This window comes from Promicromonospora sukumoe 327MFSha3.1, assembly GCF_000385135.1.
In the GTDB taxonomy this organism is placed as follows: domain Bacteria; phylum Actinomycetota; class Actinomycetes; order Actinomycetales; family Cellulomonadaceae; genus Promicromonospora; species Promicromonospora sukumoe_B.
Map to the genome: position 1 here is coordinate 122,135 of NZ_ARQM01000014.1, position 12,481 is coordinate 134,615.

The following is a 12,481-nucleotide window of genomic DNA, read 5'->3' on the forward strand; positions in this document are numbered from 1 at the left end:
CTCGACCGCCGACGTCGAGGTCAGCCCCGCGCGCCCGCGTGGATCGCCAGCGCCCCGTAGGCCGGGACCGAGGCCGTGAACCAGCCGCCCGAGTCCACGGTCCGCTTCACCGAGCAGTCCGCCGCCGCGACGACGTCGCAGTACGTGCCCGCCGGCAGCGACGTCTGGAACGAGCGCTGCACGGCCGAGGCGGTGTTGTTCAGCACCACGTACCCCTTGGTGCCGCGGCCGTACGAGACCAGGTTGCCGCCGTCGTCCCACCAGTTGGTGACCTCGGTGCCGGCCACCTCGTTGTGGAAGCCGACCATGCCGCGGATCTCGGTCCAGCGCTGCGTGCAGGTCCACCTGCCCGCGCCGCAGGTCGCGTCCGGGACCGTGGTCTCGGTAGCGCCCGGCGCGCCGGCGTCGTTGTTCGAGAACTCGTAGCCCGAGTACACGCTGGGCGAGCCGTACGGCCACGAGAGCAGGAACGTGTTGGCCAGGACGTACTTGGCGCCCCACTTGTAGTTCATCGACTCGCCGTTGCGCTCCGTGTCGTGGTTGTCCACGAACACACCCGCCCGGTCGTACGGCAGCTTGCCGTCCCCGATGAAGCGCAGGTTCTTGATCTGCCCGTCGAAGTCACGCTTGAGCTGCCGTGCGTAGTCGAACTCGTGCGAGTCGCCGCTGCCCAGGTACTCGGACGGCTGGATCGGCTCACCCGCGGCCCCGATCACCTCGTGCACCCAGAACACGTTCGGGTTGCTCATCCGCGCCTTGATCGCCTCCAGGTCCGACGCCGGGATGTGCTTCGCGGCGTCGATCCGGAACCCGTCGACGCCGAGGGACACCAGGTCGTCGAAGTACGCGGCGAGCCGGCCCCGCACGTAGTCGGAGCCCGTACGCAGGTCCTGGAGCGAGACCAGGCGGCAGTTCTGCACCTGGTAGCGGTCGCCGTAGTTCGAGATGTTGCTGCGGCAGTCGTTGAAGTCCGCCGCGCTGTACGTCCCGGCGAAGTTGTCGTCCGAGAACTGCGTGCCGGCGACGCCCGTGCCGGACTGGCCGGCGCCCGCCATGTGGTTCACGACGGCGTCCGCGATCACGCCCACCCCTGCTGCGTCGCAGGCGGCGACCATGTTCGCGAACTCGGCCCGGGTGCCCAGCTTGGACTCGATCCTGTAGCTCACGGGCTGGTACGACGTCCACCACTGCGAGCCGCGGATGTGCTCCATCGGCGGGGAGACCTGCACGTAGCCGAACCCGGCGGGCCCGACGACGTCGGCGCACTCCGCGGCGACGGAGTCCCAGGTCCACTGGAACATGTTCAGGATGACGTCCCCGTCGCCGTGCTCCGGGGTCGCTGCCCGGGCCGGCTCGGCGGCGGGTGTGGCGGCGCTCGCGACCAGACCCAGGGTCAGTGCGGTGGCGAACGTCGTCAGGGTGGCTAGCAGGCGGCGGGGCACGTTCGGATGGCGCGTCATGGCGGCTCCTTGCGGCGTCGTCCCGGCTGAGGCCAGTGCGGCGTTGCACGGCCGTTTCCGGATCTTGCTGCAAGCCTTGCAGAAACGTACGACGACACGCCAGAGGCCCGGGTGAAATACCCGGGCCTCTGGCGTGTCGTTGCCCCGACGGGGGTCGGTTCAGTCCTCGTTGGGCATGAGGATCCAGAACGCGATGTAGGCGAGGAACTGCGGTCCAGGGATGAAGACGGAGGCGACGGTGAGGACCCGGACGAGCGTCGGGTCCCAGCCGAATCGGTGGGCGATACCGGCGCAGACACCGGCGATCATGCGCCCCTGGCGCGGACGGGAAAGTGTCTGTGTGCTCATGTCATCGACGCTACGTGCGCCACGAGCCGCCCGGTATCCGGTGATCCCCCGGCGCGGCCCTGAACCTGCCCGGAGGGGCGGCCAGGGTGGACCCGGGCCCCCGCCGGGGTGCTCAGGCGGCCTGACGCTCGTTCGGGATCGCGACCCAGCAGATGAGGTAGGCCAGCACCTGCGGGCCGGGGATGAGGATCGAGGCGACGGCGACGACCCGCACGACAGTGGGGCTCCAGCCGAACCGGCGGGCGATCCCGGCGCAGACACCGCCGATGATGCGCCCCTGGCGAGGACGGGAAAGGGTGTTTGTGCTCATGTCCTCGACGCTACGTGCGCCGCACCCGGGGCGACATCCGGGCTCACCCGGATCTTTGCCCTGAGCGCGGGCCTGGACCCCTGTACCCCGCTTCGGGTGAACTATCCCGAACTTCGTTGTTGTCGCGTTCTGGCCGACCTACCCTCAGCGAGGCCCCTGCCTACCTGCACGGGGCCTCGGCGACCCCTGAGGGGTCCGTGGGAGGACGGCGACGTGAATCCGCTTCGACTCTCGGCTGCATCGAGCCGGGCGCTGGCCCTCCTGACCGGAGGCGCGCTCCTTGCCGGCCTGATCACGGTTCCCGCGATCCCCGCCCCGGCCGCCACGGCGGAGCCGTCACCCTCTGCGACAGGACCCGCTCCTGTGCTGTCGACCATGATCAACGGCGAGGCCTGCGGCGACGACCCGGTCTGGTACCACGGCGACGGCTCGTACCTGGTGCTCCGGTGGTCCTCCACGTTCGACGTGCCCACGGCCGACACCGCCGTCCTCTACACGGTCGTCAGTCCGGACGGCGTGGACCTGGACAAAGCCCCCGCCCCGGTGGACGACGGCGTCGCCGTCAGCAGGGATCGCACGCTGAGCGTGGACGACGGCACGGTCTACACCCTCGAGGTGCGGCTCCGGGACGCGGACGGGGTCTGGGCGGAGGAGCCCGTGGCGTCGTGCGTCTTCGGCGTCCGTCACCCACCCGTCATCCGGGCGGTGGTGCCGGATCTCGGGGCCGACGCGGTGTACGTCTCCGGCGAGGCCCGCGGCGGTGCGGGCGTGGCCGGGCGATACCTGGTGGCCGACACGTATCAGCATCGGGGAGAGGCCGTCGCGTACGAGTACGCCCTGACGACGAACTCGAGCCGGCCCACGACGTGGGAGACCGTCCTGGTGCCCGACGCCGGCCCGGCGTCGATCCCGGTGCTCCCGATGGCACCGGGCAGCCACTACCTGCACCTGCGGGGGATCGACCAGTACGGGGTCGCCGGTCCGAGGTGGTCCAAGAACCTCCTGGTGGGCGCGGCCGGCACGTCGAAGCCGGTGCCCCCCGCGGTCACCGTGGCGGATCTTGCCGGAGAACCGGGCGACGGCCGAATCCCCCTGGCCGTCACGCTGACGAGCGACCTCGCGTCCAAGCCGATGGGCGAGGTCGTGCTCCGGTACGGGGCGGTGGTGCTCGGCCGTGCCACGTTCGACGCACAGACCGAGACCGTCCTCGTGGAACCGGCCCCGCTCGGCACCGGGTTCCGGCAGATCACGGCGGAGTACCAGCAGCTGGAGGGTGCCCCGGTGCTCTCGACGACAGCCCGTGTCTGTGCGAAGGACTGTGTCTTCACCGGTGGGTGGGCTGTGGTCGAGTCGATCGAGTCGTCCGGCAACGCCCATCCCAGCTACAACAGCTTCTACCGGGCTGTGGTCGACGGCTTCAGCCCGACCCCGGCGTCGTACACGTACCAGTGGCTGCGCGACGGTGCGGCCATCAAGGGCGCCACGAGCAGTCAGTACCTGAGCTCGCCGGCGGACGTCGGGCGCAGCATCGCCGTACGCGTCACGGCGACGGGGCCCAGCACGAGCCCCCGGTCGGTCACGTCGACACCGTTCACGGTCCGGCCGCGGGACACCATGCACGTCAGCTATGGGCTCAGCGGCGTCGGCAGCCCCTGGGAGAGCAACTACTGCTACTGCCAGGCCAGTGACGGCCGCAGCGCTGGAATCGCAGGAAGCGGATGGGCAGCGCAGGCTCTGATCGCCCGCCCGTACTCGGAGTCGTACGCGACGAGCCCGGTGCCCTCGACCAGCACCGAGTCGCGGGCCGCCTTCTGGTTCGAGTCCGAGGGCTACGTGCAGGGCCGCGGATGGGTCGGTTCCCAGGCCAGGTCGAACATGTACTACCTCGGCAGCATCGGGGAGAAGCGTCGGCTCGAGGCCATCCGGATCTCGCCTGGCGGTCCGCACGCGTCGTTCTACGACGTCTGGTACCGCGTGTACGTGCCGAAGTTCGGCTGGCTGGGCTGGGCGAAGAACGGGGAGGCCGCGGGTACGACGGGGTACGCCTACCGCATCGAGGACGTCCAGATCCGCGTGCTGGCCAAGGGCAAGACACCCACGGCGACCACGACCGGCAACGCACCCTTCTACGACAAGACGACCCAGAACCAGGCGGAGGTGCAGCCCTACCTGCGGCCGGCGGGCTGGAAGCCGATCGTTCGCGGTGGGGCGACCGCCGGGTACACCAGCACCTCGCAGCGCCTCAACGCCGTGAGCATCGACGTGAACGGCCGGGAGTACTCGGGCGGTGTCCAGGTGTCGGCCAAGGTCGAGGGCTCCGGCTGGCGGCCCTACATGGGCGACGACCGGGTCTCGGGCACGTACCACCGCACCAACCGCACCTCCGCCTACCGGATGCGGCTCACCGGCGAGATGGCCAAGCAGTACGACCTCTACTACCGCGTCCACGTGGCCGGCACCGGCTGGCTCGGCTGGGCGAGGAACAACGGGCGCGCCGGCACGGAGTCGTACAAGTACCGCAACACGGCGGTCCAGGTGGTGCTCGTCAAGAAGGGCGAGCGTCCGCTGATGAGCGCCTACGGCCGAGCGGCCTACAAGGGCTGAAGCGGGCCGGTGCCGGGCGGCGGTCCCGCCCGGCACCGCGAGGCGTCTCACCACCCGCCCGGCGCCAGCACCTTCCTGATCCGCTTCTCGCTGACCGGCCCGTCCGTGCCGAGCTGCTGCGCGAACAGCGACACCCGCAGCTCCTCCAGCATCCAGCGCACCTCGGCCAGCTCGGCGGCGCGGGCGGCGTCCGGCGACCCCGCCGCGTATGTCGCCTGCGCCTTCTCGTATGCCGACGTCACGTCGCCGATCCGCCACGCGAGGTCGGCGTCGCGCCCAGGGTTCTCCGCCGCCTTGGTCAGGCGGTGGGAGTCCGCCCGCAGGTAGCGCGCCAGGTGCGGCAGCCGCCGCGGCGGCGTCGCCGAGACGAACCCGTCGTGGATCAGCGTCGCGCGGTGCTCGCGGACGTCCTGCAGCGTGTTGAGCAGCGCCAGGCTGCCCGACGCGCGGACCTCCGCCTCGAGCGTGCGGCTCGCCGACAGCGCGGCGACCACGTGCCCGACGACGCGGTGCACCTCGTCCTCCAGGTGCTTCCGGACGAACGCGAGCGCGTCGGCGTAGTCCGCCGCCGACCGCACGGCCGCCGCGTCCGGCCCGCCCGGGGGCGTGTCGTACCGCGTCTCGTCGGCCGGTGCCGTCAGCGAGCCGACGGCGGCGAGCTGCAGGTCCGCCACCAGCGCCTCCGTGCTGGGGTACGGCGACGCCGCGAGCGTGAGCGACTGCGTGCCGGTCCACCGCGACGTGATCCGCCCGGTCCCGAGCGCGGTCTCCGACAGCAGCAGGCGGCGCACGCCGGCGGCGTGCGCGGCGGCCTGGGCCGTCTCGTCCGCCAGGATCCGGAGCGCGACGCCGACGGTGCGGGCCTGTCCCTTCACCTTCGGGGCGGTCTCCTCGACCAGCGCGGGGAAGCCCCGGACCACGACCCCGGCGCCCACGTCGGTCGACACCGACTCCGGCAGCGTCCCGCCGTCGGGCAGCCCGGCGGGCCACCCGGTCAGCCCGGTCTGCTCCCCGACGACGGCGCCGGCGCTCGTGCCGCTCCCGGCCGCGCCCGAGGCGCGCGCGCCCACCGCGGCCGGCGACGCGGAGCCCGGCGCGGGCGCCTTCGCTCCCGGTACGGCCCCGTCGGCGCTCCCGGACGCAGCGGATCCGGCCGCAGCGCCCCCGGCACCGGCGGCGGCCCGGGCCTCGGCCAGCGCGGCGCCGACGGCCCCGCGCACGGCCGACCGCACCGCGGCCTCCGCGCGCGACGCGAGCTTGCGCTGCAGCAGCACCAGGTCCTTGGACTCGTCCAGCACCACGGACGAGGCGTTCCGGCCCCGCCCGCGCTCCTCGATCACCCGGAACGTCACGCGCAGGTGCCCCGGCAGCCGGGAGACGCGCTCGTCGTCCCACACCTCGGCGGGCACCACGACGTCGCGCAGCGCGCGGACCGCCCGGGTGAACGCCGACGTGTAGGGCTCGGCCATGTCGCCCGCCCGGGCGATGTCTTCCCAGGCCGGAGCCTCGGTGCGCAGCCAGGCGACGATCTCGCGGGCGACGTCGGGGGCCGGCACGAGCTCGCGCCGCACCGTCTTGGGCAGCGACTTGATGGTCGCCACGGTCAGCTCCTCGAGCAGCCCGGGCACCATCCAGTCGAACCCGTCCGGCACCACGCGGGCCAGCACGGCCACGGGCACGTGCACGGTCACGCCGTCGGCGTCGGACCCGGGCTGGAACTGGTAGGTGAGCGGCAGGGTGAGCTCGCCCTGCGGCCAGGTCTCCGGGAACTCGGCCGTGTCCACGGAGGCGTCGCCGACGAGCTGCTCCATGGTGAAGGTGAGCAGGTCCGGCGTCTCCTTGCGGGCCCGCGACCACCAGCGGTCGAAGTGCGCAGCGGACACCACGGTCTCGGGCACGCGCTCGTCGTAGAAGGCGAACAGGTCGTCCTCGTCCGCCACCAGGCCGCGCTGCCGGGACCGGGCCTCCAGCTCGCCGGCCTCCTCCAGGAGCGCCCGGTTGTCGTGGAAGAACCGGTGGTGCGTGGTCCACTCGCCCTGCACCAGAGCGTGCCGCACGAACATCTCGCGGGCCGCCTCGGGGTCCACCTTCGCGTAGAGCACGCGGCGGTCGGACACGATCGGCACGCCGTACAGCAGCACCTTCTCCGTGCACATCGCGGCGCCCTGCTTGGTGGACCAGTGCGGCTCCGAGTAGGTGCGCTTCGCGAGCGGCCCCGCGAGGTCCTCGGCCCACTCCGGCTGGATGCGGCTGACGTCGCGGGCCCACAGCCGGCTGGTCTCGACCAGCTCGCCCGCCATGATCCACACCGGCGGCTTCTTGGACAGCGGCGAGCCCGGGAAGATCGCGAACCGCGCCCCGCGGGCGCCGATGTACTCGTTGCGGGCCTGCTTCTTGGCCCGCTTCAGCGCGCGCTCGCGCGCCTCGCCCCGCAGGTGCGCGACGGCGGACGCCTTGACCTCGCCGGTGTCCTGCATGCCGATCTGCGACAGCAGGCCCGCGAGCAGCGACCGGTGGATCGTGTCGTCGTCCCAGGTCTGCCGGTACGACGCCACCTCGGGCTCGATACCGTCGGTGGTCGGGCTCGACCCGCGGTCCGGACGGTTGCGCGGCTGGAACGACATCTCGATGCCCAGCGGCTTGGCCATCTCGCGGAGCTGCGCCACGACGTCCTGCCACTCGCGGATGCGCAGGAAGTTCAGGTACTCCGCCTTGCACTGCCGGCGGAACGCCGAGCTGGAGAGCAGCCGCTGCTGCTCCCGCACGTACTCCCAGAGGTTCAGGTACGTCAGGAAGTCGGAGCGCGGGTCGGCGAACCGGGCGTGCAGCTGGTCGGCCTGCGCGCGCTGCTCGGCGGGGCGCTCGCGGGGGTCCTGGATCGACAGCGCGGCCGCGACGATCGCCACCTCGCGGGCGACACCGTGCCGCGAGCCCTCGATGACCATGCGCGCCAGGCGCGGGTCCATCGGCAGCTGGGCGAGGGTGCGGCCCACCTCGGTGAGCTGCGTGACGCCGTCGATCTCCTCCAGCGCGCCGAGCTCGGTCAGGAGCTGCACGCCGTCGCGGATGGCGCGCGTGTCCGGCGGCTCCACGAAGGGGAAGCGGGCGACGTCGTCGGGCGTGCTGACCACGCCCACCGAGATCATCTGCAGCAGCACCGACGCCAGGGAGGTACGCAGGATCTCGGGCTCGGTGAACTCGGGCCGGCCGTCGAAGTCCTCCTGCGAGTAGAGGCGGATCGCGATGCCGTCGGCGACACGGCCGGAGCGGCCGCTGCGCTGGTTGGCCGAGGCCTGCGAGACCGGCTCGATGGGCAGACGCTGCACCTTGGTCTGCTTGGAGTAGCGGCTGATGCGGGCGGTGCCCGGGTCCACCACGTAGTGGATGCCCGGCACGGTCAGCGACGTCTCGGCCACGTTCGTGGCCAGCACGATGCGCCGCGACGCGTGCTGCTGGAAGACCCGGTGCTGCTCCGCGCTCGACAGCCGCGCGTACAGCGGCAGGATCTCGATGTGCTGCGGGTGCTTCGGGTCGCGCGCCCGCTCCTTGTAGTGGCCGGCCAGGCCGTCGGCGGCGTCGTGGATCTCGCGCTCGCCCGAGAGGAACACGAGGATGTCGCCGCTGCCCTCCCGGAGCAGCTCGTCGCAGGCGTCGATGATGCCGGTGACGAGGTCCTTCTCCTCCTCGCCGCGGGCCTTGCCCTTCTTCGCCCTCGCCGGTCGGGTCTGTCGAGCACCACCGGTGGTCTCGGCCGGCTCGACCTGCGAGGCCCCGTCCTCCGGTCCCTCGTCGGGCGACAGCGGGCGGTACCGGATCTCGACCGGGTAGGTGCGGCCCGAGACCTCGACGATCGGGGCCAGGTCCGGAAGCACGTCGGTGACGTACTCGGGCGCCCCGCCCCGCTGCGCCAGGGCCGCGGGGGAGAAGTGCGCGGCGAACCGCTCGGAGTCGATGGTGGCCGACGTGATGATCAGCTTGAGGTCGGGCCGCTGCGGCAGCAGCCGCGACAGGTACCCGAGCAGGAAGTCGATGTTGAGCGACCGCTCGTGCGCCTCGTCGATGATGATCGTGTCGTAGGCCAGGAGCTGCGGGTCGCGCTGGATCTGGGCGAGCAGGATGCCGTCGGTCATGACCTTGACCAGCGTCTCGTCGCTGGACTGGTCGGTGAACCGCACCTGGTAGCCCACGACGCCGCCGAGCTGGGTGCCGAGCTCCTCGGCGATGCGCTCCGCGACGGTGCGCGCGGCGAGGCGGCGGGGCTGCGTGTGGCCGATCTGGCCCTCGCGCCCGCGCCCCAGCTCGAGCGCGATCTTGGGGATCTGCGTCGTCTTGCCGGAGCCGGTCTCGCCGGCCACGATCACGACCTGGTGGTCCCGGATCGCCGCGGCGATGTCCTCGCGGCGGGCGGAGACGGGCAGCTGGGCCGGGTAGGTGATCTCCGGCATCTCGACGGCGGCCCGCTTGGCCGCCGCGGCCGCGAGCTGTTCCGCGGAGACGCGCTGCGGCCCGGATCGCCGCGGACGGCGGTTCTGGTTGCCGGCGCGCCTGCCCGAGCCACGGCGGTGGTTCCGGCCTCCGCCCGCGCGACCGCGATCGCCGTCGGACACAGGGGTGGAAGAAGGCTCGGTACTCACAACCCCTCATTCTCCCAGGAACGGCAAGATGATTTGCCGCGGGGTCCACCGGGGCCCGCCCACGTGTCAGACGTACAGGTCACGGGGGTGATCTGTACGTCTGACACGGGGTGCTAGCCGGCCTCGGCCGCGTTCATCAGGTCCAGCACGCCGTGCTGGCAGCCGTGCCCCGTCGCGGGCCGCACCAGCGGCCCGGCCCAGTGCGGGCCGTACATGCCGAGCGAGTCGCGGTCATTGGCGTACGCGGCGTCGGCCTGCCGGTCGAGGTAGGCACTGTACGGCCGGTCGCCCAGGGCCACGTTCAGCTTGCCCAGCCCGCGCACGTAGGCCCCCTTGAACGACGCGCCGTCGCTGTTGCAGTCGTCGCCCTCGTTCACCTCGCGGAGGATCCCGCCGGGGTTGAGGTACGTCGAGCCGGTCGAGGCGTCGGCCAGGTCGCGGGCGGTCTCCAGCAGGGCGGCGTCACCGGTGGCCCGGTGCAGCTCGGCCAGCGCCCCGAGGATCACGCCCTGGTTGTACGTCCAGGTGGGCTGGCCGTTGTTGGCGCACGAGTCGTTCAGCCCGTCGTTGACCAGGTTGCCCGAGTTGATCATGCCGCTGTCCCGGAACCACTCCCACCCCTCCTGCGCCCGCTGACGGTAGGTGGTGTCGCCGGGGATCCGGTTGTGCAGCGCCGCGTTGAGCTGCACGTACAGCTCGTTGGTGATGGCGTTCTTGTACGCGATGCCCGTGTTCCACTGCACGCCGCCGCCGCACTTGTCGGTCCAGTAGGCGCGCATGTGGTCGGCGTCCGCCCGGGCGGTGCTCAGGTACCGGCTGTCCCCGGTCAGGTCGTAGGCGGCGACCCAGGCCAGGCCCCACCAGCCCGTGTCGTCCAGGTACTCGTTGCGGAACTGGCCGTCGCGCGCGTTCACGTTCTTCTCGTAGGTCTGCGCGATCGCGTAGCGGTAGCTGCCCATGCCGCTGATCCGGGCGTTGTCGATGACGGCGGTCAGCGCGTTGGCCCCGGTCCACCAACCGTTGGTCTCGAACAGCCCGGTGTCACGGTCCCACAGCATCATCAGCGCGGTGGCGGCCGCCGTCGAGCGGCTGCCCGCGTTGCGGTCGTTGCGCGCCCACCCGGTGCAGGCGATCTCGGCGCGGTCGCCCGCCTTGCCGCAGGCCCGCAGCGCGCCGACGCCGGTGTTGTTCCAGTCGTCCACGTTGTACATCTGGGTGCGCCAGCCGGTGGAGCCCGCCGGAATCGTCGTGGCGCCCAGCCGGCTGCCCGACGCCCACGTCCGGCCGCCGTCGAACGAGCGGTCCAGCCAGACCTCGTCGCCGGGCTGCCCGCCGTCGACCGAGCCCCAGCCCATGACGTCGGGGTCGGACACGTGCAGCCGGATCGTGCGGCCGTGCACCGTGGTGGTCACCGGCACCCGGTCGCCCGCCGCGGCCCCCGGGTCCCGGGCGTCGCAGTAGATGTCGCAGATCTCGGCCAGGGCGGCGGCCCGCGTCCCGGTCCCGGCAGGTTCGACGGCGGCTTCCGGGCCGACGGCGCTCGCGGCCGCCGGTGCCGCGTCAGCCGGTGCCGCGCCGGCCGGCGCGGCGGGGGCGAGCGGTACCGCGACCAGGCACGCGGCGGCCAGCGCGGCGGCGATGCCGAGGGCGGGTCGTCCGGGCCTCCGGCCGGGGTGTCCCCTGAAGCGTCGGTGCGTGCGGTGCGAGGGCGTCTCTGACAGCGTTGTCATCGGTTCTCCCTGTGCTCGTATGTCGTCCGTCGGTTGGAGAGCTGAGCAGTGCGAACGCGGCCCGCCGGGCCGCGGCCCGACCAGACTCACGGCTCCGCGCGGATCCGTCAACAGCCGCAGGGGTGCGCCACGGGACCCGGACGTGACCCGCGTCGGCGGCCCCGGGGGATGGGGATCGCTCCCCATGTTGTCTCCGGTGGATGCCGCCTAGGCTGCCGAAAATCCCTGTGACGTGCGGGGATGCCGGAGAGGGAGCTGGATGGCTGAGCAGCTGAGGGTCGACGTCGGCACGCCGGAGCGCACACCATGAGCCCCGAGACCGTCGCGCGTTCCGTACGACGCCTCACCGCCGCGGGCGTCGGCTGGCCGACGACGCGCCGGGTCGCCATCACGGTGCGGCTCGCCGGCCTCGCCGACGTGATCGCGCTCGGCGACGCCGTGGTCGAGGGGCCGACGGCGGCCCGCGACGCCGTCGGGCACGTGCTGCGCACCGCGGGCCGGGAGGCCGACCCGGCCGCCGCGCTCCGCGAGATCGCCAGGATCCATCGGGTCCTCGCGGTGCTCGACCGGCTCGGACCGGAGCCGGCGACGGGCCGGGCGGCCGGGCAGCCGACCCAGCAGCCGACCCAGCCGGCCGGGACTCCAGCACGCGTCGACACCCCGGACCGTGCCGGGGCGGTCGCTGTGGACCGCCCGACGGGACCCCGGCCGCTGCCGGTCCGCCAGGTGGGCCGACCGGACCCCGCAGCAGGTCCGGCCGATCCCGCCGGTGCCCCCGGCGAAGGTCCGGCGTGAACCTGCTCGAGCTCATCGACCTGTGCGAGAGCCGGATCGACGGGCTGAGCCGCAGGCGCCAGGGCTTCGAGCACCTGGACGTCCCGGAGTACGTCGAGATCCTGACCGAGGACCTGCGCACGGCATCGTCCGACTGGGACGCCGCCGTCGGCCACCTGCCCGGCGGGAGCCCGGCGGAGGTGCGGGGGAGGGCGCGCGCCGTCCGCGACGCCGCCACGGGGCTGCGCACCATGCGCACCGCGCTGCGCGGACCCGGCGCGACCACGTCGGGCACGCGGGGCCTCGACGCGATGGCCGACACGTTCGACGACTACGCGACCGCCCTGGAGTCCGGCCAGACGCGGCACATCTCCGGCGTCGCGCGCCTGCGGGTGGCCCGGCACGGGGCCACCCGGCTCGCCTCGGTCGGCGGGACGGCCCCGCCCGAGGAGGTCGACGCCGTCTCGCGGGCCGCGATCGGCGTGGTGGACGCCGCCTGCGCGGGGTACGCGGCCTGCCGGGACGCCTACCAGGCCGTGCTCGACGCCGAGGAGACGCTGCGTCGCACGCTCGCCCGGCTGTCGGACGCCCAGGTCGGCGAGGTGGCCTGAGCGCCCGGCG

General features: G+C 72.9%; 8 protein-coding genes. 3 read left to right on the forward strand and 5 right to left on the reverse strand.

The genetic code is table 11. The features are described 5' to 3' along the window. Window positions 1-20: 20 nt before the first annotated feature. The 3 genes from H291_RS0123020 to H291_RS31375 all read right to left on the reverse strand — a co-directional run bounded on the left by H291_RS0123020 (window position 21) and on the right by H291_RS31375 (window position 2,118). Window positions 21-1,460, reverse strand: a complete 1,440-nt coding sequence (locus H291_RS0123020) for an alpha-amylase (RefSeq protein ID WP_020017384.1) — start codon at window positions 1,458-1,460, stop codon at window positions 21-23. Window positions 1,461-1,619: 159 nt separating this feature from the next. Next, complete coding sequence (locus H291_RS0123025) at window positions 1,620-1,808, reverse strand: PspC domain-containing protein (RefSeq protein WP_026366039.1); 189 nt, start codon at window positions 1,806-1,808, stop codon at window positions 1,620-1,622. A gap of 112 nt (window positions 1,809-1,920) precedes the next feature. Continuing rightward, on the reverse strand, window positions 1,921-2,118 hold the full coding sequence (locus H291_RS31375) for a PspC domain-containing protein (RefSeq protein ID WP_033327770.1): 198 nt from the start codon (window positions 2,116-2,118) through the stop codon (window positions 1,921-1,923). 213 nt (window positions 2,119-2,331) lie between these two features. Between H291_RS31375 and H291_RS0123035 the strand changes: the two genes are divergently transcribed. Further along, window positions 2,332-4,722, forward strand: coding sequence for a hypothetical protein (locus tag H291_RS0123035; protein ID WP_157237275.1), 2,391 nt, complete (start codon window positions 2,332-2,334; stop codon window positions 4,720-4,722). A gap of 47 nt (window positions 4,723-4,769) precedes the next feature. On the opposite strand, the gene hrpA is transcribed toward H291_RS0123035, so the two are convergent. Next, the gene (gene hrpA / locus H291_RS0123040) at window positions 4,770-9,329 is read right to left on the reverse strand and encodes an ATP-dependent RNA helicase HrpA (RefSeq protein WP_020017388.1); all 4,560 of its coding nucleotides are present in this window, start codon (window positions 9,327-9,329) and stop codon (window positions 4,770-4,772) included. 140 nt (window positions 9,330-9,469) lie between these two features. Continuing rightward, entirely contained in the window at window positions 9,470-11,086 is a 1,617-nt protein-coding gene (locus tag H291_RS0123045) for a glycoside hydrolase family 76 protein (protein WP_020017389.1), read from the reverse strand. A gap of 306 nt (window positions 11,087-11,392) precedes the next feature. Between H291_RS0123045 and H291_RS0123050 the strand changes: the two genes are divergently transcribed. Both H291_RS0123050 and H291_RS0123055 read left to right on the forward strand, forming a co-directional pair. Next, entirely contained in the window at window positions 11,393-11,881 is a 489-nt protein-coding gene (locus H291_RS0123050; RefSeq protein ID WP_020017390.1) for a hypothetical protein, read from the forward strand. After that, window positions 11,878-12,471 (forward strand): hypothetical protein, encoded by a 594-nt coding sequence (locus tag H291_RS0123055; RefSeq protein ID WP_020017391.1) that lies wholly within the window; start codon window positions 11,878-11,880, stop codon window positions 12,469-12,471. Before H291_RS0123050 ends, H291_RS0123055 begins: the two co-directional genes overlap by 4 nt. Window positions 12,472-12,481 lie beyond the last annotated feature (10 nt).

Bases quoted from the DNA above. Each gene is read 5' to 3' on its own strand.
- H291_RS0123020 (WP_020017384.1), bottom strand. From the start codon at position 1,460: ATGACGCGCCATCCGAACGTGCCCCGCCGCCTGCTAGCCACCCTGACG.
- H291_RS0123025 (WP_026366039.1), bottom strand. From the start codon at position 1,808: ATGAGCACACAGACACTTTCCCGTCCGCGCCAGGGGCGCATGATCGCC.
- H291_RS31375 (WP_033327770.1), bottom strand. From the start codon at position 2,118: ATGAGCACAAACACCCTTTCCCGTCCTCGCCAGGGGCGCATCATCGGC.
- H291_RS0123045 (WP_020017389.1), bottom strand. From the start codon at position 11,086: ATGACAACGCTGTCAGAGACGCCCTCGCACCGCACGCACCGACGCTTC.
- H291_RS0123050 (WP_020017390.1), top strand. From the start codon at position 11,393: ATGAGCCCCGAGACCGTCGCGCGTTCCGTACGACGCCTCACCGCCGCG.